At 72.1% G+C, this 24847-nt stretch carries 31 protein-coding genes; 9 read left to right on the plus strand and 22 right to left on the minus strand.

From position 1 onward, the window contains the following. Positions 1-7 precede the first annotated feature (7 nt). A complete protein-coding gene (locus tag ACRB68_RS10865; RefSeq protein ID WP_153531944.1) occupies positions 8-2956 on the plus strand; it encodes a phage tail protein in 2949 nt (982 codons plus the stop codon). Between the two features lie 3 nt (positions 2957-2959). Further along, a complete protein-coding gene (locus ACRB68_RS10870) occupies positions 2960-3280 on the plus strand; it encodes a hypothetical protein (RefSeq protein WP_153531945.1) in 321 nt (106 codons plus the stop codon). Between the two features lie 198 nt (positions 3281-3478). Here the strand turns inward: ACRB68_RS10870 and ACRB68_RS10875 are convergent, their stop codons facing one another. The 6 genes from ACRB68_RS10875 to ACRB68_RS10900 form a co-directional block, all read right to left on the minus strand. Then, entirely contained in the window at positions 3479-3841 is a 363-nt protein-coding gene (locus ACRB68_RS10875) for a hypothetical protein (protein WP_153531946.1), read from the minus strand. Further along, complete coding sequence (locus ACRB68_RS10880; RefSeq protein WP_153531947.1) at positions 3838-4020, minus strand: hypothetical protein; 183 nt, start codon at positions 4018-4020, stop codon at positions 3838-3840. Before ACRB68_RS10880 ends, ACRB68_RS10875 begins: the two co-directional genes overlap by 4 nt. A 118-nt stretch (positions 4021-4138) precedes the next feature. Further along, the gene (locus ACRB68_RS10885) at positions 4139-4675 is read right to left on the minus strand and encodes a hypothetical protein (protein WP_153531948.1); all 537 of its coding nucleotides are present in this window, start codon (positions 4673-4675) and stop codon (positions 4139-4141) included. A 310-nt stretch (positions 4676-4985) separates the two neighbouring features. Next, positions 4986-5417, minus strand: a complete 432-nt coding sequence (locus ACRB68_RS10890) for a hypothetical protein (protein ID WP_153531949.1) — start codon at positions 5415-5417, stop codon at positions 4986-4988. A 205-nt stretch (positions 5418-5622) separates the two neighbouring features. Further along, positions 5623-5937, minus strand: a complete 315-nt coding sequence (locus ACRB68_RS10895; RefSeq protein ID WP_153531950.1) for a hypothetical protein — start codon at positions 5935-5937, stop codon at positions 5623-5625. A gap of 364 nt (positions 5938-6301) precedes the next feature. Then, positions 6302-6556 (minus strand): hypothetical protein, encoded by a 255-nt coding sequence (locus tag ACRB68_RS10900; RefSeq protein WP_153531951.1) that lies wholly within the window; start codon positions 6554-6556, stop codon positions 6302-6304. Positions 6557-6818: 262 nt separating this feature from the next. Between ACRB68_RS10900 and ACRB68_RS40115 the strand changes: the two genes are divergently transcribed. Next, a complete protein-coding gene (locus ACRB68_RS40115) occupies positions 6819-8129 on the plus strand; it encodes a hypothetical protein (protein WP_194293243.1) in 1311 nt (436 codons plus the stop codon). Positions 8130-8131: 2 nt separating this feature from the next. Then, a complete protein-coding gene (locus ACRB68_RS40120) occupies positions 8132-8677 on the plus strand; it encodes a GNAT family N-acetyltransferase (RefSeq protein ID WP_194293244.1) in 546 nt (181 codons plus the stop codon). A 167-nt stretch (positions 8678-8844) separates the two neighbouring features. Here the strand turns inward: ACRB68_RS40120 and ACRB68_RS10915 are convergent, their stop codons facing one another. From ACRB68_RS10915 to ACRB68_RS10970, 11 genes are all read right to left on the minus strand, one after another. Then, complete coding sequence (locus ACRB68_RS10915) at positions 8845-9234, minus strand: hypothetical protein (protein WP_153531954.1); 390 nt, start codon at positions 9232-9234, stop codon at positions 8845-8847. Positions 9235-9294: 60 nt separating this feature from the next. Then, the gene (locus ACRB68_RS40125) at positions 9295-12336 is read right to left on the minus strand and encodes a DNA translocase FtsK (RefSeq protein WP_194293245.1); all 3042 of its coding nucleotides are present in this window, start codon (positions 12334-12336) and stop codon (positions 9295-9297) included. Then, positions 12333-12581 carry a hypothetical protein gene (locus tag ACRB68_RS10930; protein ID WP_153531955.1) on the minus strand — a complete coding sequence of 83 codons (249 nt, stop codon included), beginning with the start codon at positions 12579-12581 and terminating at the stop codon, positions 12333-12335. The genes ACRB68_RS40125 and ACRB68_RS10930 overlap by 4 nt, the downstream gene beginning before the upstream one ends. 206 nt (positions 12582-12787) lie before the next feature. After that, positions 12788-13201: a hypothetical protein gene (locus ACRB68_RS10935; RefSeq protein WP_153531956.1), complete on the minus strand. Its 414-nt coding sequence runs from the start codon at positions 13199-13201 to the stop codon at positions 12788-12790. 134 nt (positions 13202-13335) lie between these two features. Beyond that, a complete protein-coding gene (locus ACRB68_RS10940) occupies positions 13336-14238 on the minus strand; it encodes a DUF2637 domain-containing protein (protein WP_153531957.1) in 903 nt (300 codons plus the stop codon). Continuing rightward, the gene (locus tag ACRB68_RS10945; protein WP_153531958.1) at positions 14235-14399 is read right to left on the minus strand and encodes a hypothetical protein; all 165 of its coding nucleotides are present in this window, start codon (positions 14397-14399) and stop codon (positions 14235-14237) included. The genes ACRB68_RS10940 and ACRB68_RS10945 overlap by 4 nt, the downstream gene beginning before the upstream one ends. Further along, positions 14396-14764 (minus strand): hypothetical protein, encoded by a 369-nt coding sequence (locus tag ACRB68_RS10950; protein ID WP_153531959.1) that lies wholly within the window; start codon positions 14762-14764, stop codon positions 14396-14398. Before ACRB68_RS10950 ends, ACRB68_RS10945 begins: the two co-directional genes overlap by 4 nt. Further along, positions 14761-15174 carry a hypothetical protein gene (locus ACRB68_RS10955; protein WP_153531960.1) on the minus strand — a complete coding sequence of 138 codons (414 nt, stop codon included), beginning with the start codon at positions 15172-15174 and terminating at the stop codon, positions 14761-14763. The genes ACRB68_RS10950 and ACRB68_RS10955 overlap by 4 nt, the downstream gene beginning before the upstream one ends. A 74-nt stretch (positions 15175-15248) precedes the next feature. Beyond that, on the minus strand, positions 15249-15560 hold the full coding sequence (locus ACRB68_RS10960; RefSeq protein WP_153531961.1) for a hypothetical protein: 312 nt from the start codon (positions 15558-15560) through the stop codon (positions 15249-15251). After that, positions 15557-15799 (minus strand): hypothetical protein, encoded by a 243-nt coding sequence (locus ACRB68_RS10965; protein WP_153531962.1) that lies wholly within the window; start codon positions 15797-15799, stop codon positions 15557-15559. The genes ACRB68_RS10960 and ACRB68_RS10965 overlap by 4 nt, the downstream gene beginning before the upstream one ends. A gap of 144 nt (positions 15800-15943) precedes the next feature. After that, complete coding sequence (locus ACRB68_RS10970; protein ID WP_153531963.1) at positions 15944-16423, minus strand: hypothetical protein; 480 nt, start codon at positions 16421-16423, stop codon at positions 15944-15946. Between the two features lie 143 nt (positions 16424-16566). Here ACRB68_RS10970 and ACRB68_RS10975 point away from each other — a divergent pair, with 143 nt between their 5' ends. Then, on the plus strand, positions 16567-16779 hold the full coding sequence (locus ACRB68_RS10975; protein ID WP_153531964.1) for a hypothetical protein: 213 nt from the start codon (positions 16567-16569) through the stop codon (positions 16777-16779). Between the two features lie 144 nt (positions 16780-16923). Continuing rightward, positions 16924-18153, plus strand: a complete 1230-nt coding sequence (locus ACRB68_RS10980; RefSeq protein WP_153531965.1) for a helix-turn-helix domain-containing protein — start codon at positions 16924-16926, stop codon at positions 18151-18153. A gap of 285 nt (positions 18154-18438) precedes the next feature. Here ACRB68_RS10980 and ACRB68_RS10985 read toward each other — a convergent pair whose 3' ends face one another. The 3 genes from ACRB68_RS10985 to ACRB68_RS10995 all read right to left on the minus strand — a co-directional run bounded on the left by ACRB68_RS10985 (position 18439) and on the right by ACRB68_RS10995 (position 19793). Next, on the minus strand, positions 18439-18717 hold the full coding sequence (locus ACRB68_RS10985; RefSeq protein ID WP_207709625.1) for a 4-fold beta flower protein: 279 nt from the start codon (positions 18715-18717) through the stop codon (positions 18439-18441). Positions 18718-18801: 84 nt separating this feature from the next. Then, complete coding sequence (locus tag ACRB68_RS10990; RefSeq protein ID WP_153531967.1) at positions 18802-19491, minus strand: hypothetical protein; 690 nt, start codon at positions 19489-19491, stop codon at positions 18802-18804. Next, positions 19488-19793: a PadR family transcriptional regulator gene (locus ACRB68_RS10995; RefSeq protein ID WP_153531968.1), complete on the minus strand. Its 306-nt coding sequence runs from the start codon at positions 19791-19793 to the stop codon at positions 19488-19490. Before ACRB68_RS10995 ends, ACRB68_RS10990 begins: the two co-directional genes overlap by 4 nt. 1280 nt (positions 19794-21073) lie before the next feature. On the opposite strand from ACRB68_RS10995, the gene ACRB68_RS11000 reads away from it, so the two are divergent. The 3 genes from ACRB68_RS11000 to ACRB68_RS11010 all read left to right on the plus strand — a co-directional run bounded on the left by ACRB68_RS11000 (position 21074) and on the right by ACRB68_RS11010 (position 23760). Then, the gene (locus tag ACRB68_RS11000; protein WP_194293246.1) at positions 21074-21850 is read left to right on the plus strand and encodes an SAM-dependent methyltransferase; all 777 of its coding nucleotides are present in this window, start codon (positions 21074-21076) and stop codon (positions 21848-21850) included. Positions 21851-21930: 80 nt separating this feature from the next. Then, on the plus strand, positions 21931-22971 hold the full coding sequence (locus ACRB68_RS11005; protein WP_153531970.1) for a hypothetical protein: 1041 nt from the start codon (positions 21931-21933) through the stop codon (positions 22969-22971). Between the two features lie 24 nt (positions 22972-22995). Beyond that, on the plus strand, positions 22996-23760 hold the full coding sequence (locus ACRB68_RS11010) for a class I SAM-dependent methyltransferase (RefSeq protein WP_194293247.1): 765 nt from the start codon (positions 22996-22998) through the stop codon (positions 23758-23760). Here the strand turns inward: ACRB68_RS11010 and ACRB68_RS11015 are convergent. Then, entirely contained in the window at positions 23757-24152 is a 396-nt protein-coding gene (locus ACRB68_RS11015) for a hypothetical protein (RefSeq protein ID WP_153531972.1), read from the minus strand. The genes ACRB68_RS11010 and ACRB68_RS11015 overlap by 4 nt on opposite strands. Next, on the minus strand, positions 24149-24799 hold the full coding sequence (locus ACRB68_RS11020) for an HAD family hydrolase (RefSeq protein WP_153531973.1): 651 nt from the start codon (positions 24797-24799) through the stop codon (positions 24149-24151). Before ACRB68_RS11020 ends, ACRB68_RS11015 begins: the two co-directional genes overlap by 4 nt. Positions 24800-24847: the final 48 nt, after the last annotated feature.

Consider the following 24847-nt stretch of genomic DNA (forward strand, 5'->3'; position numbering starts at 1 on the left):
CCGGACGGTGAATAACGAGATCGGGTTCCGCATCTTCGGCAGGAACGACGGCTCGCAGGCCTGGCGGGATGCCGAGCGCGACGTCGAGCACTTCCGCCGCTTCGCCGACGGCCGCCTGCGTGACATGAACGGCCGGTTCGTCAGCGAGGGCCGCCTCGCCGGCGCCGGGTGGGGCAACGCCGCGGGCAAGGGCATGGCCGCCGCCATGGCCGGCATCGCCGCGAAGGCCGGGGCGATGCTGGCGCCAGTGGCCGCTGCTGGGATGTCCCTCGCTGCGGTTGGCACCACGGCGATCTCAGCGGCGCCGCTCATCATGCACGCGAGCGCGGCTCTCGCCGAGGTCGGCTCGGCTGCGATCTCGGCGGCGCCCGCACTGCTCGCGCTCGGCGTCGCCGGGAAGCTCGTCCAGTTCTCCCTCACGAAGATCTTCGAGGAAGGGTCGGCGGCCCGCAAAGCGCTGGCGCCCCTCAGCGATGGGCTGAACAAGGCAGGGCAGGCCGCGTCGGCCGCCGCCGCCAAGGGCATCAAGCCGCTCGCCGAAGGGCTCTGGAAGGCCGTGGGCCCGGCGGTGAAAGGCGCGATGGTCGACATCGGCGAAGCCACCAACCGCGTCATGTCCGACTTCCTGAAGTGGGGGAAGTCCGCCGAGGGCGTGAAGTCGATCAAGGGCATCGTCGAGCCCATCGGCAAGGCGATGAAGGACCTGGCCCCGCACGTGTCGAACGTGGGCATCTCGTTCGTGAAGATGCTGGGCCGGATCATGGGCGTGTCGGCCGCAGCCGGCGAGAACGGGCTGGCGAAGGTCTTGGACGCGCTGGCCAAGAAGTTCGACAAGATCACCGCGTCAGGTGTGAAAGACGGGCTGGAGACGCTCGGAAGCGTGTTCGGCAAGATCGGCCGCGCGATCAAGACCGTGATGACCGTGGTCGAGCGGCTGTGGGACATCGGCAAGCCGATCTTCGACCGGTTCAAGGCGCAGATCTACGGGCTGATGGACGTGATCGCGCTGCTGGTGATCGCGTTCGGTGGCCCCGTCGCGGCGGCGATCGCGGCGGTTGGGCTGATCATCCGGCACTGGGACCAGCTCAAAGCCGCCTTCGCTGGCACGAAGGACTACTTCAAGTCGCCGGTCGGCAAGGGCATGATGTCCGACCTGATGGACGCGGCGAAGACCGTCTTGCCCGCGCTGAAGAAGGCGTTCGCCGACATCAAGCGGGCCGTGCTGCCGGTGCTGGAGGAGCTCGGCGACAAGATCGCGAACAAGCTCGGCCCCGCGTTCGCCGACTTCATGAAGAATGCGGCGCCGGTCGCGAAGTGGCTGATCGAGAAGATCGGCGGCCCGGCGGTAGCGCAGGCCTTGAAGGGAACGGTCGAGATCCTCGAAGGCCTTGTCGATGCGCTGTCTGGACTTTTCAAGATCTTGTCCGGGCTGCTGTCGGGCGACATGGGCAAAGTCGGTGACGGCCTGAAGGATCTGTTCTCTGGCCTCGGTGAAATCGCCATCGGCGGCCTGCGGCAAATGCTCGCGCCATTCGGTGACGTGCTCGGCAACATGCGCCGCATGACCGAACGCGCGGTCGACTGGTTCGTCGAGAAGTGGGATGACCTGAAGCACGGGGCGTCCAAGGTCAGGGCTGCAGCCCGGTCCATCCTCTCCGCGATCACCGGGCTGCCAGGTCAGATGAAGGCGCTTGCGTTGCGCGCGGTCGCGAGCGTGGTGTCCGGCCTGTCGTCGATGGGCAGCCGGGCGGCGTCGACCGTGCGGGCCGGGGCGAGCAAGGTCCGCTCGGCGGCGTCGTCGGTGAAGTCCGCGATCACCGGCGTGTTCAGCGGTGCCGCAGGGTGGCTGATCGGCGCGGGGCAGCGGGTCCTGTCGGGCCTGCTGTCCGGCATCCGGTCCAAGATCGGCGAAGTCCGGGGCCTGCTCAGCAATCTCACGAACATGATCCCCGACTGGAAGGGCCCGGCCGGGAAGGACGAGCGGCTCCTCCACAAGGCGGGGAAGCTGATCATCAAGGGCCTGATGGACGGCATCGACTCCAGCACGGACGCGCTGAAGACCAAGCTCGGCAAGATCACCGACGCGATCAAGAAGCACTTCTCCGGCCGGCACGAGGACCGCCTCGTCGCGTGGGCGAAGAAGAGCAACAAGCGGCTCCTCGCGGCGGCGACCGCGCGTGAGGCCCTCGCCAAGCGCATCGCCGACGCCCGCAAGTACGCGGCCGACATGGCGAGCAACCTGTCCGGCGGATCCCTCGGCGGGCTGGACGGCGCGAAGGGCGCCGACGACATCCGGCAGGGCCTGTCCAACAAGCTTGCGCAGCTCCGCCAGTTCGCGACCGCGATTCAGCAGCTCACCCGTAAGGGCCTCAACCGGCAGCTCCTGCAGCAGATCATTGAGCAGGGCCCCGAGAAGGGCTTGGATCTCGCGACGCAGTTCCTCCAGGCCGACAAGTCCACGTTCCGGCAGATCAACAGCATCCAGTCGCAGATCGGCAAGACCGCCGGGCAGGTCGGCAACATGGCCGCCGACGCCCTGTTCGACTCGGGGAAGGGCGCGGCGCGCGGCTTCCTCACCGGCTTGCGCGATCAGCACGCGGCGCTGGAGCGGCAGATGGACAAGCTCGCGGCTCGCTTCAGCAAGTCCCTGCGCAAGGCATTCCACCTCCCAGCAAACAAGAGCCACCGCGGGCATGCGGCCGGTGGTCCAGGCGGTGGATGGGCTCTGGTCGGCGAGCAGGGAGCTGAACTGGTCCGCCTTCCGTATGGCGCGAGCGTGATACCTGCAGGGCAGACCGCGTCTATGCTCGGCGGCGGCGGTAGAGGAGGCGGGGCGACGGTGCTGCGGATCGAGTCGGGCGGGTCCCGCCTGGACGACCTCCTGCTGGAGGTGCTGCGCAAGTCGGTCCGGGTGCGCGGCGGCAACGTGCAGTTGGTCATCGGGCAGGGGGCGTAGACGATGGACGCTTCCCGCTGCACGGCTGAATTCGCCGCAGAGGTCTCAGTCGAATCGATCGGTAGCGTGCACGGCTATGAGACCTGGTGCGCCGCCGCCGGCCTCAAACCCGATGAGGGACCTTACGGGCTGGTGCTGGGAACCACCGAGCACGGCGACCGCGTCACCCTGCTGACCGATGACGTGAACTACATGGCGATGGTCTTGCAAGCCGTCGCCGCCTCTCAGATCACCGAGGGCATCGAGCTGGCAAGTGAACGGTTCGTGGTCCGGGACGGCTGGCCGTGCGACTGGCCGGTCCCAGAGACGGGCCACGGACGCTAGCGAGTGTCGATGCGTCCCTCTCGGCGCGGGCGGCGGTCTCGGCGCGCAGCCGAGTCGCCAGCTCCTCCAGCTCCTCCACCGACGGCCCGCCGGGGATGTACGCGGCTTCGGCGATCTCCCGGGCGGTCTGCGTAGCGAGGCGGGCATCTGCGGCGGCGAGGATCTGCGCGGCTTCGCTGATCGCCTGCTGGTAGGTCGTCACTGGCTGCGCCGAGCCTTGTCGCGCAGTGCACGGATCCGCTCTTCCAGCTCCTCCGCGGACGGCCCGTCGGGCACGTATGCCTCCTCGGCGGCCTGCCGGGGCGTGTGGCGCGCCATGTGCGCGCGGGCGCTGGCGAGGACCTGCCCGGCCTCGGCCGCGGACTGCTTGGCCGCGTTGGCGGCGACCTGCTCGGCGCGCAGCGCGCGGATCCGCTCCTCCAGCTCGTCGATCGACGGGCCGCCCGGCACGAACGCCTCCTCCGCCGCCTCGCGGGCGGTGAGCGTCGCCATGTGCACGCGGGCCTCGGCGAGGATCCGGCCGGCGTTCTCCATGGCCTGCTCGCGGGTGACGTGGATCAACGCCGCGCCCTCGTTTCCGAACCAAGGTAGGGCCGCAGCAGCGCCACCAACCGCGCGATCTCGGCGGACGACAGCGGCCGGTCGTACTTGGCGTCTTCGATGCCGGCCTGGAAGGCGTCCTCGGGGGTGCGGCAGATGCGCCGGGTGGGCTCGTCGGGGGTCGAGCATGCGCTGTCCATATCGCGACGCTGGGGCCCAGGCCCTGCCGCCACGCACGACCTTCCCGGAACATGGGCGAGCGATAGAGCGGGATCTACCCGTCGGCCGCCTGATGGGCAGCCGGGCGAGCGTGAGGGATCAGCGCCGCCAGCGATTCTGGCCGGGCCCCTTGCAGGTATACACGCGCCCTCTCCACGTCCCGGTGGCGCCGCCTGGTGAGCAGAACGCGCCTGGCCGGACATCGCTGACGCCCCCGCCGTCGGAATCGGACGGGTCGTCGGTGGGGTAGGGGTCGGGTGTCGGCGCGGCCTTCTTCACCTTGGGGGTCTTGACTCGGACGTTCGCGCGGCACCACGCCTGGATCCTCGCGCTGCGCGTGTCGGCGGGTCCGAAGGCGAGCCGCTGCACTTCCGGCACGCTGGATCCGAGAGCGTCCATCGCCGCTTCGCTCTGCGCGTCGCTCTCTTCGTCGTAGTTGCCGACCTTGTGATGCGCGGCGGCGAGAGCCGACTGGGCGCACATCGTTCGCGCTGACTCATCGATCGCGGCCATGGTCGGCGTTGCGCTGTCGCTGACGGACACGGTTGGCGAGGTGAACGAAGTCGACGGTTCCTTCTCGTCGTCGCCACCACCGAAGACCACTGCGGAGCAGGACACGAGGACCAGCGCGAGCACTGCTAGGCACCCGCAGCCCACAGCCATGTCTTTTGGTGACGATTCCTGCTGAGCCATGCACGCTCCGAGGTCAGGTGGTGCTTGTGTGACGCGCAACACTCACTGATGGTTCACTCGGGGTGACGACCTCAGTACCCATCTCGCGGGTCTGGCCGGAAGCTGCGCGTTCATCTAACGCACGCCTGGCACTCCGGCTCCGAATAATCTCTCGCCTTTGGAGATGTCCCTTGACTGGTGGCATATCGGCGCAAGTCGGCATTGACCTCAGCAGATAGCGCGCCGGGTGAGGGCGATTTCATCGTGCCCAGGGTCAGCGGAGCAGGCGGCGAAGGTCGGCCGCCATTCGGGCCCGCTCGGCGGCCGGGACGATGTCGGCGCCGCGGCGGCCGGCGAAGTTGAGCACGAACCGCCCAACGCGGATCGCGTCGGCACGGGCGAAGGCGGCCGCGGCGAAGCGGCGGGCGTGCCCGACGGTCCGGAACCGGTAGATGCTGACGCGGTCGGTGGTGAGGAGCTCGTCAGAGCCGATGTCCGCCATCGGCGTGTTCGAGCGTGGATTCGGAAGCCTGTACTTCCGCGCGAGTCGGGCGGCGAGCTGCTGCGCGGAAGGCTGCGCACGCGGCGCCGGCTTCACCGGGGCCAAGGTGCTGTGCCGCGTCCGCGAGCTCGAGCTCGCCGCGGCCGGCTGCTCCTTGGTCTTCGGCGGCATCCCGGCGACGGCCGCGGCGATGACCACGATCACCAGGAGTAGGCCGCCGATCCCGCCGCCGATGAGGCAGCCGAGCGGCACGCCTCGGCGCGGTCCGGGCTCTAAGCCGGGCGGCGGCGGGATGGGGGCTGCGTGCACGGCTATCTCCCAGGGCTGAGAAGGGGATTGTGTGACGCGTGGCATGGCGAAGGGGTTCACCGCGACCCCGGGCGCACGACGCACCCGGGGCCGCGGGAGACTAGATCGCCACGCCCGCCAGCAGCATCCGCCACCGCTCCTCAGCGATCCGGTGCCGCTGCGCCACGGCCTCGTGCACCACCGGCTTCCCCCGCCGATAGTCGGTCCGGCGGATGTACCACCGGCCCCCGATCAGCCCGAACTCGTAGGTGATCGGGCTGCACTGGTGGCAGGTCGACGCCTCCACCCGCATCCGCACCGGCGACGTCACCGGCGTCCACTGCAGCACCTCGGCGCCCGCCTGAGCGATGCGCGCGTGCAGCGCAACGGCACACGGCGCGGTGAGCACTTCCGGGGCTTTCACGCGGGGCGGCACGGGTCACCACCTGGTGGCCGCGGCGGCGCGGACTGCGGGTACGGTGCCGCGCCGCCGCGGCTGCTGATGTCGCGCGGCCGGGTCCACTTCCCCCAGCCCCCGGCCGCGCAACGTCCCCCCTCCTCGCAGAGCGACGCGTCACGCCCTGCGGAACCGGGCCGCGCTACCACCAGCCGTCCGCCAAGAGGCCGGGCCGCGCAGCTCCGGGCGTGCCGGCCGCGGGCACTGTGGGGAACAGCGCTCGCCCACGGCCGGCACGCGTCTGTGAAGCAGGACGGCGCCAACCGGCTCGGCGGCTTCGTCCTGTCGGTCTGGATGTGAACGCGATAAGCAACTGCCGCTGCTGCACTGGCTGTGCCCGCGCTCATCGCCCCTGCTCCACCACGCGAATCTCCAGAAGCTGCTCGCGTAAGAGGGCGGGGCCATCGGTGATGACCTCGGACACGGCGTGCGGGCCGGTGCGCAGCGCCCACCAGCGGCCCTGGTCGCTGATCAGGAACGACCAGCCGGGGAACTCGGCGCGCAGGGCATCCAGCTCTCCGGCCTCGTCGAGTCGACCGGGAGCGGCCAGATCGTCATTGCGCAGACGTTGTGAAGCGGATTCTCTTAGGTTGGTCATCTGCCAGGACTCGCTTCCTGGAAGGCCCCGGATCACCGACGTTGGCGCGTCGGCCGGGGCCGCCCTGTCGTTAGGGCGGGGGCGCGCCGGTCCTCTCTCGGGAGAGGGGGGTCGAACCACACGGGAACTTCAGTGGGCTGGCGCGTACCCGCACCACCTAGGGAAACGGCTGCATCCCGCCCGGCGGAAGGCTGATACTGCGGACATGGGGTGGACACGAAAGTGTCTGCATCCGACGGTCGAGCGATGGTGGTGCACGCAGATGACCGAACGACCGCATCCCGCATGGCCGCGCCGTCTTCGCGCTGAACGCGAAGCACGGGGCTGGAGCAAGCGCGAGACTGCCCGGCGTCTGTTTCGCGCAGCGGGGATCACGAACGGGCGCGTCGACTCGCTCGCCCGGCAGGTCGGCGGATGGGAAGACGGCGATCACTTCCCGCGCGACTGGGCAGCGGCCTATGCGACCGTGTTCGAGGTCGACCTCGACGACCTGTTCGGCTCAGCGCTCGACGGCCAGGACGCCGACGTCGACCGGCAGCGCCGGCATCTGCTGTCGTGCCTGAGCGCGCTAGGCGTCGAGGGCGCCGTCCGCATGGAGCCGCTGGAGCCGATCCGCGAGGCGCTCGTCTCGGTCCTGCCCGGTGATCCGCACGCCCGCATCGTTCAGGACTGGGAAGAGATCGCGTTCGAGCACGGGCACGCCTTCCTGACGACGGCGCCCTCCCTGCTACTGCCCGACCTGGCCGCCGATCTCGTCGCGCTCCAGGACGTGATGCAGCGTGCCCGTGACGACGAGCAGCGCCGCCGGCTGTGCGGCCCTGCCGGCAAGCTGTCGGCGCTGGTGGCGATGACGGTCGCCACCCTTGGTCAGCCTCGGCAGGCCCGCGACTGGTGGCGGGCCGCCCGGCATACCGCCGACGCGTCCGGCGACCGCGACCTGCGGGTATGGGTCCGTGGGTACGAGGCGATGAACGCGCTGTACAACGGCCGTCCTCTCGCCGCTGTGCTGCGGCTGGCCGACGACGCCATCGCCATCGCCGGCGGCGCGTCCGGTGCCGCCGTCCTGGAGGCCATGGCCAGCAGGGCGCAGACGTTGGCGTTGCTCGGCCATGCCGAGGACGCCGAGAAGACCATCGCCGCCATGCACATGCGGTTCGAGGGGCTGCCCGGTGCCAGCCCGGATGAGCGGTTGTCCACCTCGGCATGGCCGAAGACAGCGCTCCAGCACACCACGGCGTTCACCTTTACCCACTGCGGCCCGGCCGCCCGCGCCGAGCGTGCCCAAGCCGACGCGCTCGCGCTGTACCCGCCCGGGATGCGGCGCCAGCGTGCGCAGATCGCTCTGCTCCAAGCCGTCACGCAGGTACGGCGGGGCGACATCGACACCGCCGTCGACATCGCTGGCCGCGCGGTGAGCTCGCTCGACCCCGGACAGCGCACGACCACCATCCGCCGGGGCGCCCGCATGGTCTTGGACGCGGTGCCCGAGGTCGAGCTGTCCCGGCCCGCCGTCCGGGACTACCGTGCGGCGTTGGCGCTCCCGTCCGCGAGCGGCGCTGGAGCGAAGGAGTGAACGTGTCCGAGATCGAGCTTGCGGCTCTGGACCGGCGCCAGGCCCTCGACGCGCTGGACGAGGTCGCCGACCTGTACGAGCAGGTCTATGCAGAACCGCCGTACAACGCGGCCCCCAAGTTCAGCCGGGACCGGTTCACCCGCCGCACGCACGACCAGGCGACCGCCTCAGGGTTCGCCATGGTGACCGCGCGGCGAGGCGGGACGCTGGTCGGGTTCGCGTTCGGGTTCTCGATGATGCCGGGCGCCTGGTGGGCGAACGCGGCATCCCCGGCCGGCGAGGTGCTGAAGGCGGACAAGTTCGCCGTCGTCGAGCTGGTCGTCGACCGCTGGCACCGTCGGCACGGAATCGGTGGGAGGCTGCTGGACGCGCTGCTCGCCGACCGCCGCGAGCGGTACGCCACGCTCGCCGCGGTGATCGAGGCCGACGCCTACGGCTGGTACCTGCGACGCGGGTGGCAGAAGGTCGCCGAGTTCCGCGCGGAACCGCCCTACTCCGATGCTCTCGTGCTGCCGCTCGCCTCGGCGCGCACGGCCGGGGACGCGTAGCCTTGGAGACGCGTGCACCACACGCTGAACGCCCCACCTGTCTCGTGGCCGGTGGGGCGTTGTGCTTGCCGTGACGCTTTGGCGGGCCCAGGTACCCCTGGGCAAGGGTCAGTTGAGGGGCGGGGGCCCGGACCGCCACGGGGCAGCGGTCCGGGCCGGTCGGCGGGTCAGTTCTCGCGGTCGCGTTCGCCGCGGCGGGCCAGGTCTTCGGCCAGGCTCTCCAGGACCTGGCCGGCGGTCTCCACCGCGCTCTCCCACGGCTCCAGGGCCTCGGCGCCGGCGGGCACGCGCGTCTCCAGCTCGACCGCGTTCAGCCCGGCGCTGAGGCGCTCCAGGGCGTGGCCGGTCAGCGCCACTAGGACGCGCAGGTGCGGGCGGCGCATGTCGGCGGTCTGCTCGTACACCCCGTCCAGCAGTTCCTCGGACTCCAGGGCGTCGGCCAGGTCGGCGAAGGCGGTCATCAGGTGCGCGACCGCCGGGGACTCCTCTTCGAGCTGGCCGATCAGGTCGCGGACGTCGTCGGGGGTCATCTCCAGGGATTCCAGAGCGGTGGACATGTGCGGCTCTCCTCTCGGGCGGGCCGGGGCCACCATGGCCCCGGCCGGGACATCAGGGGGTCAGGGGCGGGTGTGCAGCCGGGCCAGGACGGCGGGCAGGCCCTCGGGCGTGATCAGCACGGCGCGGGCGCGGGACCCCTCGGCCGGGCCGACCACGCCGAGGGCGTGCATGGTGTCCATGAGCGCGCTCGCCTGCGCGTAGGGCACGCGCAGCTTGCGCTGGAGCATCGACGTGGATCCGAACTGGGTGGCCACCACCAGCTCGGCGGCCTCGGGCAGCAGCTCGGCCAGCTCGGCCGGCACCTCCACACCCGCGCTCGCGGCCGCGGCCGGGGTGGCCGTGGGCGCGTCGTCCTGGCCGTCGTCGCCGAGGCCCTCGGCGCGGTCGTCGTCGCGGTCGTCGTCGCCGAGCTCGGCGACGTGTTCGGCGCGGTGTTCGGTGGGGCGCCCGGTGGTGCCGGGGATCTCCCATCCGCCGCCGTCCACGGGCCGCACGCGGCCCTCGGCCACCAGGCGCCGCATGTGGCGGTAGATGGTGGCGCGGGACTGGCCGGTGCGCTCGGCCAGGGCCTCCCACTCCAGCGGTCCGCCCTCGGCCGCCAGCACGGCCAGCAGCGCCTCGGCGCCGGTCGGCCCGGCCTCCTGCCCGCTCCCGCCGTTCCCGGCGCGGTCGGCGGCGTCGTCCTGGTCCTCGGCGTCGCGGCCGCGGCCGCTGGCCCCCGTGGCGGTGCCGGCGGGGGCGGCGGGGCGGGTCGGCGTCGTGATGACGGGCGAGACGGGCACCGGCCGGTCGTCGACCGCGCCGGCGGCCGCCGTGGTGGCGGCCGTGGTGGTGGTGTCCTCGACCTGGCCGGGGATGGTCCGGATGCTGCGGGCCTGGCCCTGGCAGTGCCGCACCACGGCGATGATCTCCGGCTCGGACACGAAGCTGTTCTGCAGGCGCATCGGCCGGGACGCGCCGATGGGCAGGAACAGCGCGTCACCGGCGCCCAACAGCTTCTCGGCGCCGGGGGTGTCCAGGATGACGCGGGAGTCGGCCAGCGACGACGTGGCGAACGCCAGGCGTGAGGGCACGTTGGCCTTGATCAGGCCGGTGACCACGTCCACGCTCGGCCGCTGGGTGGCCAGCACCAGGTGGATACCGGCGGCGCGCGCAAGCTGGGTGATGCGCACCACCGAGTCCTCGACGTCCTTGGGGGCGACCATCATCAGGTCGGCCAGCTCATCGACGATCGTGACCAGGTAAGGAACCGGTTCGAGCGGCTCGCCCTCGGCGTCGCGCAGCGGCCGGCCCTTGGCGGCCGCCGCCGCGATCTTGGCATTGAGGTCGTCGACGTGCCGCACGCCGTGCCGCTCCATCGCCTCGTACCGGCGGTCCATCTCGCCGCACACCCATTCCAGGGCCTCGGCGGCCTTGCGGGGGCTGGTGATGATCGGCATGAGCAGGTGCGGCACCCCGGCGTAGGGGGTCAGCTCGACCCGCTTGGGGTCCACCAGGATCAGCCGCACCTCGCACGGCGTCGACCGCACCAGCAGTGAGCAGATCAGGCCGTTGATGCAGGACGACTTGCCCGCGCCGGTGGCGCCCGCGATCAGGATGTGCGGCATCTTGGCCAGGTTGGCCACCACCGACCGGCCCTCGACGTCCTTGCCGAGGCTGGCAATCAGCGGGTGCGTCTCGCGGCGGGCGACGTCCGAGCGCAGCACGTCGCCGAGGCGCACCAGGTCCTTGGTCTGGTTGGGCACCTCCACGCCCACGGTGTCGCGGCCGGGCACCGAGGGCAGCATGCGCACCTCATGCGAGGACCGGACCGCCAAAGTGAAGTTCTTGCCGAGCCCCGTGATCTTGTCGACCTTCACGCCCGGCCCCGGCTTGATCTCGTACAGCGTGATCGTGGGGCCGCGCGTGAACCCGGTGACCTTGGCGTCGATGTTGAAATCGTCCAGGACCTTGGTCAGGCGGCCCGCGATGCGCTCGGCCTCGCGGTCGGTGCCGGTGCGCGGCGGTTCGCTGCGCAGCAGCTCGGCGACGTCGGGCAGCGCGTAGGCCGCGCACGGGTCGACCGCCGGCCCCTCGGCCAGGTCGACGGGCGCGCCGTTGACCGCGACCACGGGCAGCTCGGCGCGCGCCGCCCCCGCCGGTCCGGCCGCACTGGCCGCCGTGGCCGGGCTGGCCGCCGCCGCGCCCGTGGCGGCGGCGGTGATGTCGGCGCCGTCCTTGGCGGCGTGCTCGGCCGCGGCCTGGCGCTCGGCCTCGGCGGCCTCCTGGTCGGCGCGGCGCTCGGCGGCGCGGCCGACAAACCAGAAGTAGCCGGTGACGCCGAAGGCCACCGCCAGCAGGAACGCCATGTTCCCGCCGCGCAGGTTGATCGTGATCATCTGGAGAGTCATCAGGGCCGCGACGGCCAGGGCGCCGCCGCGCGTCCACCGCATCCGGGTGCGGGCCTTGGCCAGCTCCTCGGCCGTGGGGGCGTAGGCGGCCGGGTCGGGGTCGCGGCGCGGCCGCCGAGGGTGGGCGCGGCCGCGCCGGGCGGCGTGCTCGGCGGCCTCGGCGGCCACCGCCTCGCGGTGCGCGGCTTCCTCGGCGGCCAGGACCCGCGCCACCCGCTCGGCCAGGTCGTCCTCGGACACGCTGGCCGTGGTGACCCACGCCCGCACCCGCGCCGAGGTGATGCGGCTGCCGGCCCCGATCCGGGCGCACTGCTGGCCGAGGACCGCGCGCACGTCCCCGGCCGTCGACCCCTCCCCGGCCGCGCCCTCGGCGGGCCCCTCGGCCGCGTCCTTGGCGGGCTTGTCGGCCGCGCCGTCGGCGAGGCGGGTGGCCTCGGCCGCCGGAGCCGCGCCGGGGGCCTGTGTGGCGCTGGGCGGGCCGTAGGCGGCCGCGTACAGCTCGGCCGGTGTCATCTCCTCCCGGCGGCCGCGCAGCGCGTCCCACGCCTCGCCCACGCGGTCACGCCACGTGGCCCGGTACGGGTCGGCGGCCAGGTCGGCCGGGACGGTGGCCGGAGCGGCGGCGGACGGGGTCGCCAAGGCGTCGGCGGTCTCGGCGGCGGTGGTGGCGGGGGCCCGGCGGTCGGCGGGGCCCGGCGTGTGGGTGCTCATTGGTCGGCCTCCCGGGCCAGCTCGCGGAGCTGGCCGTTGATCGTGGCGGTGAGTTCGTCGGCCAGGCGCACGGCCAGGCCCTCGGGCGCGTCGCGGATCAGCGCGCGCCACTGGTCCCACGCCACGGCGGCGCGGGCCTGCGGGGTCGCGGCCGCCGCCTGGCGCGTGCGGAAAAACTGGGTGCGGTTCTCGATGCGGCGCAGGGCCTCGCGCAGCTCGCGTGGGGACCGTTCGGTGCTCGGCACGGGGACCTCCGGACAAGATCGGTACGGGGTGTCTCAAGCGGGTCGTCTCAGCTCGGGTCGCGCGCGCGCATACGCGCGCGCCTTGGGGCCTGTCAAGAGCCCTGAGACGGCCCGTGAGACGGGGTCGTGAGACAGGGCGTGAGACGGGCCCCTGAGACGGCCCCGGGACGGGCGGGCGGACCGCCCGTCCCGGGGCCGCCGGCGGGTCACCGGGTACCGGTCGGCGCTCCGCCGCCGGGGGTGCCGGTCACCGTCGTGAGCAGCTGCGTCAGCGACGCGCCGGCGGTGTTGCTGGCCTGCAGGGCCACCGCGCCGAGCACCGACCCGGCCAGCAGCACGCCCATGGTGAAGGCCGCCAGGACGTGCGGGACCCGCGCCTTCTTGGACTTGAGCTGGGTGTGCAGGTAGAAGCCGAGCAGCAGCACCACCAGGACGGCGCCGCCCGCCGCCATGACGGGGTTGGGCGCGGCGGCCGGGGCGGCCGGCGCCTCGGGCGCGGCGGCCACGTACTCGATCGTGCGGCCGTAGGCCGGGGCCACGCCCGCCGCGTGCACGGCGGCCTCGGCGATACCGGCCGTCGTGGGGACGGTCGCCTTGTGGAGCGTCTCCTGCGAGACCATGAGGGTTCCTCCTTGGTGAGGGCCGGCCCCGGGCGAGCTGTGAGAGGTGCAGCCCGGGGCCGGGCTATCGGTTGGGACCGTCTCTGCCGTCCCGTGACGCCCCCGCACCGGTGCGCGGGGGCGCGGACGCGACGTCAGGCGTCGGTCAGGTCGTCGGTGCCGGGCGGGTGGTCGACCGGGTGGCCGTTGATCGGCCGCGCCGTCGACGCGCCCGCCATCTCCGGCTGAAGCTCGGGGCCGAGGATCTTGTTGACCCGATGCCGGGAGATCTCGAACTCCTCGGCGATCCGCCGCCGCGACAGCCCCGACGCGCTGGCCGACCGGACGGCGTCGGCCAGGGACCGGATGGGGTCGTGACCTGCGTGGCCGTCGTCGGCCACCCGGCGGCCGGGGTGGCTGAGATCCACCCCCGGAACCGCGCCGGCCGCGTCGTCGTCGGCCACCTGCAGCGCGGGCAGCGGCCACGCCGTCCAGGTGGCCGACCCGTGCCCGATCGCGCCCCGCTCCTCCTGCTCGGCGGGGGCATCATCGGTACCGGGGTCGGCCGTCTCGTCAGCCACCGCGGGAAGCGCGGGGCGCTCGGCTGGCGCCTCGGCCGGGGTGGTCGCTGTGGTCGCTTCGCGGCCGAGGGCCAAGAGCGCGAACGACGCGACGACCATCAGCCCGTCGACCGCCGCCGGCCCGATCCGCGAGGTCAGCTCGTCCTCGCCGTAGGCGGCCAGCAACGCCGCCATGTGCCGGTACGAGACCACGGCGGCGACCGCGGCGACCAGGCCGGTCCCGCCGTAGCGCGCCAGGCGCCACCACCAGCCGCCCGGCCACGGCATGCGGGCGAGCAGCTCGACGACCAGCAGCAGCGCCAGCGGGTAGAACGCGGCGGCGACCTGCGCGCCGATCGGCGGCACATAGCCGCCGGCCTGGTGCGCGGCGGCGATGACGTCGGCGCCGGGGTGGTAGGTGTGCGCGACGTTCGCCGAGATCGACACGGCCACGCCGAGCCCGAACGCGCCGGTCGCCCACAGCTTCGCGGAGTTCAACGGTCCCTCCTGGGAAAGATCAGCCCGGCCAGCGCCCACGCCACCGCGCCCACGGTCGCCACCGCGACCAGCAGCGCGAGCGTGGGGAACGGCTCGGGCAGGGTGAGAGCGGTGTCCAGCAGCACCAGCACGGCGGCCAGCAGCGCCAGGGAGCGGATCACGACGTCACCGCCGTCTCGCCACGGGCGGCGGCCAGGGTGTCGCGCACCGCGACCGCCAGGGCGTCGTTCCCGCACTGCTCGGCGATCGACGCGAACGCCTCGGCGCCGCAGCCCTCCAGGAACAGGTACGCCGTGACACCACGGCCGAACACCGCCGCCATCGGGCCACGCGCCGACGCCCACTCCGGCGCGCCCTCGGCGAGGACCTCCAGCACCGGCACGACCTGCACCGGCCACCCGGACGGGGTGTCAACGTTCACCGGCCTGCCGCGGTAAACGAGGACTCCCCGGTCGCCGGCATGGTCGGAGACGCACCACGGCGGGCAGCCCGCCCCCGCAGCGTGGGCCATCGTCTGGGCGGTCACCGGCCGTTCTCCTGCCCGGTGCCGTCGAGCCGGACGTAGGCGGCGATCAGCAGTTGCGCGAGGTCGAGCGCCTCGACCGGCTTTAGGTCCAGGCCGTCCGGCCCGGCCTGGCCGGTGCCGTCGCCGGGCAGGTCGCTCCAGTGCAACGTCACCGCCGGCCCGACCGTCGTCATGCCGGGCACCTCGCCCGGGCTGCCGGCCGGGCTGCCGGGGCGGGCGCTGGGCGCGGGCAGCGACTCGGTGAACGCCAGCGCGACCGTCAGCTGCTCGTCACCGTGCACGGTGACGTGGCCGATGTCGGCGCGGTGCGTCAGCGACAGCGCGCTGCGGTGGTGCTCCTGGCACCAGGGCACCGGGCACGGCGCCAGCGTCGGCCGCGAGACCGGCGTGGGGGGCTTACTGTTCTGCATGGGTTCGCTCTCCTAAGGGGTCGGGTCCAGGCCCCCGCCGGGCGGTGAGGTCGCCGCGGCGGGGGCCGCTTGCTCTAATGGGGCGAGTCGCTCAGGCCGCCGCGCAGCACGCGGAACGCCGCACGGCGCGCGGCTTCCTGCCGGGCCTGTTCATCCGCGCGGGCGGCGAGACGCCGGCCGCCGTCGCGCTGCAGCTCGGAGACGAGCGCGGCCACGATGGGCTCGCACCCGTCCAGCCCGTGCAGCTCCACGGCCGTCGCCAGGACGCTCGGCACGGCCTGCAGCGTCGGCTGCTGCTCGGCGGCCAGGGCGGCGCGCACCGCGGCCAGGTTCGCGGCGGTGTGGGTCTCCAGCTCGCGCAGCTGCGCGACGCGCGCGGCGTTCACCGGGCCTCGCTGACGGCGCCAGCCAGCGCCACCCGGAACCGCTCGGCACCCGTGGGGACCTGCTCGCCGGTCACCTCGCCGTCGAGAACGGCGCACATGAACTTCAGGAACTCCAGCGCGGTCGCGTCGCCAGCGCGCTCGGCGAGCAGGTCGCGGGTCTGGCGGATGCGCGCCAGCACGGCGCTGCTGCTCACCCCGGCCGCCTCCGCGGCTCGGTCGGTGTTCGTCGAGGCTTTCATCGTGTCGGACCTCCATGTCCGATCGCGGCCCGGACGCTCGGGACGTCTGCTGCGGCCGGTGTTCTGATAGGGGATTGGCGGGTGCGGGCCACCCCGCGAATGGGGTGGCGGGAGCCGTCGAGCAGGTGAAGCTGGCCGGGCGGGTCAGGCGGCGGGGACGAGCTGGAGCACGCTCTCGGCGGGCTCGGTGCCGGTGTCGGCCGCCGTGAAGGTGAGCGCCAGCGACGGCGCGCACGACTTCATCGGGATGTCGCCGAGGCCGTGCTCGGCGAACAGCGTGCGGATGGCGTCCAGGTCGGCGACCTGCCGGGACGACTCGAACCGCTCGACGACGACCGCGCCGTACTGGCCGTCCGGGGTGCGCTTCAGGATCTTCTCGGCGGCGCGCTTGGCACGGGCCGCGGCGTTGGCGTCGGTCCGGGCCTGCTCGAACTGCCGGGCGGCGGCCTCGATGTCGGCGACCGCGGGCACCTCACCCTTGATCTGGCCGGCGGTGAGGGGCGCGGGGACGCGGGCCGGGGTGGCGGCGCGCAGGGTGCGCAGCTCGCGGGAGACGCGGGGGGCGTCGGTCACGTCGCGGACGACGCGGCGGGCGGTGCGGGCGATCAGCTTCGCGATCTTCACGGACGCTCCCTGTGGGCCGGTTGACTGCCTATGCCCACACTCTAGGGAACATCATGTTCCATCGTCAAGCGCTCTGAGCTAGCAATTTACTGCGCATCTATGTAACATCTAGTTCCATGAGTAGACATGGAACACTAGGTGTCGTGGATAAGCGATCGCTGGAGCACCTCGCGCGCCGGTTCCGGGAGTCCGAGACCCGAACGGACATCCTCCGCAAGGAGCTCGCCGAAGCGATCCGCGAGGCCAGCAAAGACGGCGTCCTCCAGAAAGAGATCAGCGAGGCGACCGGCTACACGCGCCAGCAGATCCGCCGCATCGTCCTGACGAACGAGAGCGACACCGACGCCGCTGAGTAGGCCGGCGCACATACCCGTCAGCACCTCTTCCCGCTGACGCCCTTCACCTCGTCACAGCCGCGCCCGCGCGCGTCGCCGACTCCACACCCACACCTGGCGGACCGCCATGCGTTCTCTTCAGCGCGCCCACGGGGGGCCAGCGCATTGACCACCACCATTCGCACCGACACACCCGGCTGGACGCGCATTCCGCACACCCTCGCCCGCGACGAGCGCCTGACCAACGGCGCTCGCGGCCTGGCGGTGCAGATGCTCAGCCACGCCGACGGCTTCCGCAGCGACGAGGAATTCCTCGCCCACCACACCGCCGACAGCCGCAACGCCGTCCGCCGCCAGCTCGCCGAACTACGCCGCTACGGCTACCTCGTGCGCGAGCGCGTCCGCGGCACCGACGGCAAGGTCACCACCCGTAGCGTCCTGTATGACACCCCGCAGACCGCTCCCGCTGGCAGTGAGGCAAACGGAGCGCCAGCCGTCCCGCCGTCCCGCCGTACCCCGGCGAGACGGTCCGAGCTGGGCATCTTCACCGGCACCGGCTGCGAACCGCTCGCCGCCTCCCGGCGGGACGGCCCCACCAGCAGCGACACCACGAACCCGCAGGCCGCACCGTTCCGCCACACGTCGGCGACACGGCTCGACCAGCCCGGACGCGACGACACCGCAGGTCGTGCCGTCTCGCCACCCCCCGGCGCGCAATCAGGAAATCAGGGAGAAGAACAGAAGAAGATCGATCGATCAGCGCAGCACCGCGAAGCCGAGAAGTACCTGCGTTCCCGCTACGGCGCCACCCTTACCGACCGCGTCATCGGCGACGTCCTGGCCGTCGTCCACGGCCGCGCCGAACGCGCCGGCCGCCCCATCGCCAACGTCGTCGGCTACCTGGCGGGCATGGCCGAGGGACATCTCGCCGACCTGGTGACGGCCGCCCTGGCCGCCGAGCAGCGCGCCAGCGACGCCGCCCATGACGAGCACGACGAGCCGGGTGGCGATGAGCTCGTCCTTGACGAGCAGCTCTGGCCGCCCGCGCTCCGCGCCGAGCATCGCACCGTCGCCGAGGCCCTCGCCGCCGCCGTCCCCACCGACGAGCCCGACGCCCTTGACGACCGGCGTCCGCCCGGCCGCCCGCCCGCAGCCGAGGATGCCCGTACCGTCTCGCCGTCCCGGACGGCCGCCGTGCGCGCGATGCCCGCCGAGTGCCCGCACGGTCGCCCCGGCGGCGCTCTGTCCCGGCCGGATGACGGCGAACCGGCGTGCGGGCCATGCCGCACCCACAAGGCCGTCTGCCGCCGCGGCCCCAACGCCTGCCCGACATGCCGCACGCTCGCCGCCGCGGCCGGGCACCAAGACGGCCTCGCCATCGTCCGGCCGGCATGAGCCGCCGACGGGCGCCCGGACGCCTCACGTCCAACCCTTCGCCGATGTGCCATCACGGAGTAATCAGCCCGCATCGACGCAGGTCAGATAGACGTAACCGCAGTATCAAAGCGGTTTCTTGATGCGGACTCGAAGGCGTACGCCAAGACGCGCAACAGATCGAAGCAGGGACGGGCAAAGGCGCAGAGCGCGACTCCCGCTAGCCTGCACACGGAACGGCCCGCCCTCACTATCTTCGAGGGCGGGCCGTTTGCGTGTCCGGCTCTGCTTCCTAGCCGGGACCCGTCAGTCTGGGAAGTTCGGCTCGTTCCCCCAAATCGCGGAGGCTGCCGCGTTCGCCTGCGCTGATCCAGCGCGCCCGCCCCCTAGAGAAGGGCCGCTCAGGGTGGCGCTGTCCGTGCTGCGGTAGACAGCACGGCCGTTCACGATCGTGGCTGCGTAGCGGCCCTGGGGGTCGTAGATCTTGCCGCCGCTGATCTGTCCGAGGTACTGGCCTCTGCGGGAGTAGACCTTCCCGCCGGCGACCTGCAATGGTCTGCCGTTCTTGGTGTACAAGTTGGTCACCGTCCTATTGCAGCACCTGGGGACGACAATCAAGTAAGAACAGCCCGCCCCCGAAGAAACCGAGGGCGGGCGTCTGCTGCTGGCTTAGCTGGTCTGGTCCGGCTTCCGCTTAGGCGGGTGCGCGTCCAGCCGGTCACGCAGCCACGGCACCGCCTGTGATGCGGTCCACGACAGGCTGATGAGCGGGACCAGCGCGACCCCGATGCTGGTCTGCGCCACGTCGCCGACGATGTACGCGATGGTGCACGCGACGAGCGACCAGGTTCGCCCGTTCGACCTCAGCACCCACCGCACCGCGCGCTGAGTGACGTCCCGCCAGAACCATTCGATGCGGCTGATGAAGCCGGCCTTCACCTGCTCGCACCCGGCCGCGAGGAGCGCGAGCCGCCCCTCGTCGCGGATGGTCAGCAGGTGCTCCCGCCATTCCGCGTATCGTCCCGGCTCGGCGGCGAGCGCCGCACCGATCCGGGCCAGAACACCGGCACCTGCCAGAGTGCTGGACGCGCTGAACAGTTCCCTGTTCATGACGCGCCCCTCAACCCCCAGCGTCATGATCACACCGGCGCAAAACGGAATGACCGCGATGCTGCTGACGTTGCCAGAGGGCTCCAGAAGGCCCCACAGGGCAAAGGGGCCTGCGAGGAACACAAGGAGTGCTCCCCATTTCATGATCCGCTTCTCCCAAGGGGACGCCCGAGAGAGCGCCTCCACAAGGGCGTCGGGCTGGTCCCACGACGCTGTGATTGCCTCGCGGAATGCAGTCACGCGCTTCACGTGGCGAACCTCCGCGCGACAAGGCCGGGCCGGGCGGCGAACGCTTCCTTGATCCCGGCCCGGCCCTCGCCGGTCAGGGCGTAGAACTTGCGGCGGGCCCCGGGGGTATCGCTGTCGTCCCAGTGGGAGCGGATCCATCCGATCCGCTCCAGCCGGGACAGGATCGGGTACACGGTGCCGGTGCCGAGGCTGCTCTTGCGGACGACGTCGAGTCCGTACACGGACATGTCGTCGCCGCTGTCGGCGTCCATCAGCACCTCCAGCACCTTGATGGTGCTGGTCGTCATTCTGATCGGTGCCATGTCGTCCACGATATCAGTCGTACACGAGTTATGTCGAGATAGAGGGTTGACGCAGGTCAGGCGGCGGCGCGGTAGTAACAGCCCTGTCGACCCTTGGCCCCGGCGGTGCAGGTGCAGCCCTGCGGGGCGGCGAGGTGCCGGCCGATGCCAGATGGCACGACGATGGCACCATCGGCCGCACGGCGCCCCGACCGCGCCCCCACCAGACCACACGGCGAACGGGGTGTGACCTGCGCAGACCTCACCCGGCACGCCGCCGCCGATCAGCGCCCCGCGACCGAAATCACCCTCCTAAAGCGGGTGCCGCAGGTTCGAATCCTGCCGGGGGCACTGGAAAGAACAGCACGAAAGAAGCCCTGACCAGCACCTGGTCAGGGCTTCGCTCGTCCATGCGGCCGCCTGCGGTCGTGTGCGACCGTTCGCCGCTCCGTTCCCCATGCGTTCCCGCGAGCGCGGGTCACCGGCTCAGCGCGCCTTCTGCCGGATGTGGCGGAGGTGGACGGCCTTCCGGGCTCACCTGCACCGGGCGGCGTCGTCCACTTCAGGCAGTGAAGGGGCCTTTGCGAGATGGCCGCCCTTGGCTGTGCGGTCCGTCTCGTTGGACGGCCGGCGTTCGCCGCCTGGGATCTCAGGCGGTAGGCGGCGGAGACGGGGGCGGTTGCTGCACCGGTGCTGCCGGTTGTCCGTGCTGGGCAGGCCCATAGGGGTGCTGGGGAGCAGGGCCGTATGGCTGTTGCGGGGCCGGCCCATAGGGCTGTTGCGGGGCAGGGCCGTGGGGGTGCCGAGGTCCCGGGCCGTAGGGGTGGTAGGGGCCAGGCGGGCCCGCGCCATATGTCCAGCCGGGAGGCATCGGGTACTGGCCGGGCCGGTACGTGCGGTTCGAGGACTTGACCGCAGACGTGATGACCACGATCACCAGCACTACTCCCGCCATGATGACGAAACCCACGAGGCGGCCCGCCAATTCGACGGGGCCCGCCTGCTGGACCAGTGTCGCTTCGATCGCCGTGTACATCGGCACAGCCTCTAATAGACATTGGTGTTTGTCAAAGGAACATCGAAGGAACGGCAGGCGGCGCACTCGCTTCGGCCCTGCGCGGCACCTTGGGAACGGCCGTGCGTCCCGGCCCGTCGGGGCGGAGTTGACTGGGTGTTCGGAGGCTTGTGGGGACGTCTTCGCAGGTTGGAATGGGGGCTTTGCGTGCGTGCAAGCGGGGGTGACTGGACGGCCGGGCTGCGTCAGGGTTCGTCTTGGATGTACAGCCGGGCAGGAGGTGGCCGTGTCGGTCCTGAGCGTGGACGAGTGGGCCCAGGACGAGCGGCCTGGGCTCTACGGGGTCGGCGCGACGGCGCCGAACGCGGCCCGGGTGTGCGACTACCTGCTCGGGGGCAAGGACAACTACTCGGCCGACCGGGGGCTGGCCGAGCGGGTCCTGCGGGCGGCGCCGGTGGTCTCCCGGACGGTGCGGGCGAACCGGGTCTTCCTCGAGCGGAGCGTGCGGGCCCTCGGCAGGCTGGGGCTGCGGCAGTTCCTGGACATCGGCTGCGGGTTCCCGGCCGAGAGCAACGTCGGTGACATCGCCCGGCGGACCGTGCCGGACGCGAAGGTGGCCTACGTCGACAACGACCCGGTGGTGCTCGCGCACGCCCGTGCCCTGCTGGCCACCGGGCCGGGGCTGGTGGCGTTCGAGGGCGATCTGCGCGAACCCCACCTGATCATGGGGCATCCCGCGCTGAAGGAGACGTTCGATCCGCGCGAGCCGGTGGCCCTGCTGCTTTCGGGGGTGCTGCACTTCGTCACCGACGAGGAGGGGCCGCGCCGGATCGTCGCCGGGCTCCTGCGGGAGCTGCCCGCAGGCAGCCATGTCGTGCTGACGCACGCGGTGCGGACGCCCGGGCTGGCGGCGGTGACCGGGCTCTACCGGGAGGCCGGCCTGCCCTTCGTGCCGCGGAGCCGGTCCGAGATCGCCGGGCTCTGCGCGGGCCTGCGGCCGGTCGACGCGGTCGCGCGGCCGGACGAGGCGCTCCCCCTCGCCTGCCACGTCGGGAAGGTCTGATTTTTTCGTGTGCTGCCCTACTACGGGTGATCGGGACGCTATGCTCGGAAACCCATTGAATACCGCTGACAGGGCGGGTCATGACAGCGGGCAGCGAGCCGAGGCCACTCTCCGAAATCGCCAGTGACAACGGGCTGAACATGTCCGATGTGGCGGCCTTCTCCGGGCTTGACGAGAGCACCGTGTTCCGGTTGTGGGACAACGCGGGCTGGCTGGACCGGGTCAGCGGCCGGTCCCTGCAAAGCCTCATCTCGTCCGTGCCCGGAATCGCCGAATACTCCATGGCGCATTCCCTGGTGAAACGGCGCGACGCGCTGATCGGCCGGCTGGACGACGCGGGCCTGTCGGTCGACCGGGCCGCGCTGGAGCGCTCGGCGGTCGCCCCGCAGCATCTGCTGAACGCCCTCGAGGCGGCCCTGTGCATCGTGCGCGGGGACTCCTCGCAGAAGGTGTCCTCCTATCTGGCCCGTTTCTGGGGGCAGGAGCAGGATCAGGCCCTCGGCGAGCTGTACACGCACGAGAACGGGCTGCTCCTCAATCCGCACCGGCTGGTCGAGGCCTCGCGCGACCTGGCGCCCCGGCTGAACCGCAAGGCGTACTCGTTCCATTCGATCCTGGCCCTCAACATCCTGACGCACCAGGTCAGCAAGGTGGCGGGCACTCCCGATCCGGATCTGAGCCATGACGGCCCCGAGCGGCGCACCGCTTTCATGATGCGCGGCGTGGTGATGGGCGCCCTCATCAGCTCCAACGACGTGGAACTGGCCGAACGGTACCGGCGGGAACTCGACCGGACCCCGATTTACGCGGCGCTGGAGGAGTGGTCCTTCCCGACCTACACCCGCGACGGCCGTATCAGCTCCGATTTCACGCTGCCGAGTTCGCTGCTGCTGCGCAATACGGCGCAGGAAGTGCTGCGCGAGATCGAGAGCTACAACGACGCCTACGTGTACTACCTGGTCTCGACCTATATACCGCTGGCCCTGCGCCGCGATCCGACGTTCGGGTCGCGGCTCGCCGAGCTGGTCGCGGCGCTGGAGCGGCGCGGCGCGGGCCAGCGGGACCGAAGGATCCGGGAAGCCTGCAACGCGCTGGTGAAACGGCTGAAGGGCATGAGCTGATCGATGAAGGATGATGGTGGGCCGATGAACGGTGAGACCCGGGCGTTCGCCGAACTCACGCGCGAGCGGTGGGAGGCGAACGCCGAGTACTGGGTGCGGGTCATCCGGGACGGCCACGACCGCTACCGCACGGAGCTGACCGACCGGGCCGTTCTCGACGCGATCGGTCCCGCCAAGGGGCTGCGGGTCCTGGACGCGGGCTGCGGGGAGGGCTACCTGGCGCGCGAGCTGGCCGCGCAGGGCGCCGACGTGCTCGGCGTCGACGCGAGCCAGGGCCTGGTCGACGCGGCGCGGAGCCTGCCGGCGCCGGGGCCGGGGGCGGTGTCGTTCGAGCGGGCGAGCGTCGACGACGTGCCGGCCGCGGACGCCGAGTTCGACCTGGTCGTCTGCAACCACGTGTTCAGCCACCTGGCCGACCCCTCGTACGCGATCGGCGAGTTCGGCCGGGTGCTGAAGAGCGGCGGCCGGCTCGTCGCCCTCACCCTGCACCCGTGCTTCTACGTGGAGGACGCCGAGCGGGGCGCGCGGCAGAGCGTGCCGGCGTCCAGCTACTTCGGGCCGCGCACGGTGGACCAGTACTTCCAGGTCGACGGGATGACGTCGCCCTCGATGATCACCTCCTGGATGCGGCCGCTGGAGTTCTATTCTGGAACGCTCCGGGACGCCGGTTTCGTCATCGCCGACCTGCGCGAGCCCCACCCGACGCCCGAGCAGATGGAGCGGGACCCGTGGTGGCGCGAGGGCTTCCCGTCGCCGCTGTTCCTGCTGCTGGTGGCCGAGCGCCGCTAAGGGCGGGGCCGCCGGCCCAGCGCCGCGCGGAGGCCTTCGGGGTCCCGCACGGTGAAGGTGGCGCCGGGGTGCTTCAGCAGCCCGAACGGCTCCAGGCACCGGACCGGGGTGCGAAAGCGCACGCAGACGCCCCGGTCCGGGGTGGTGCCGAGGGTGACGCCGCGGTCGGCGGCCGACAGGTGCGGGCCGATGGCCTTCCACCACTGGTAGGGGCCGGTGATCTCGGCGCCGGCGACGTTGGCGCGGGGCGTGCGCAGCGTCCAGGGGCCGTAGCGGGCGCGCAGCTCGCCGTCGGTCAGCTCGACGTAGGCGCTGCCCTCGTGGACGCCGAGGAGCGCCAGCGGGCGCCGGTAGCGGTCGGCGAAGGCGAAGGGGAAGCGCTGGACGGTCATCGCAGCGGGCTCTCGTCCAGGCCGGCGAGCAGGCCGGCGACGTCGTCGTAGACGGCGACGGCCCCGGCCTCCTCCAGGTCCGCGCGCGGGATGCCGCCCGACAGGACGGCCACGCACGGCATCCCGGCGCGCGCGGCGGCCTTCACGTCCCAGACCGCGTCGCCGACGAAGACGGCCTCGTCCGCGGCGGCGTCGGTGTGGGCGAGGGCCGCCTCGACGATGTCGGGGGCGGGCTTGCTGCGCTCGATGTCGGCGGAGGAGGTGGCGGCGGTGATGGCGTCGTCGGCGTCCAGCGCGGCGCGCAGGGCGCTCAGCTCGTGCTCCGAGGCGGAGGTGGCGAGGACGACGTCGGCGCCGCCCTTGCGGCAGGCGCGCAGCAGGTCGGCGGCGCCCGGGAAGGCCTGCAGGCGGGAGTGGTACTGCCCGTACAGGGCGCTGTGCGCGGCGGTGACGGCGTCGTCGTCGGAGCGGTCGTCCGGCACCAGGCGGGCGAGCAGCCGGTCCGAGGTCATCCCGATGGCGGCGTGGACGTCGGTCATCGCCACCGTGCGGCCGTGCTGCCGGAACGCCTCCCACCAGGTCACGGCGTGCAGGTAGTTGGTGTCCACCAGGGTTCCGTCGACGTCGAAGATGATCGCTTTCCTCATGTCCGGACGGATACCCCGGCGTCCGGGGGCCACCCGGATGCGGCCGGC

Source organism: Actinomadura macrotermitis (assembly GCF_009604375.1).
Taxonomy (GTDB): Bacteria; Actinomycetota; Actinomycetes; order Streptosporangiales; family Streptosporangiaceae; genus Spirillospora; species Spirillospora macrotermitis.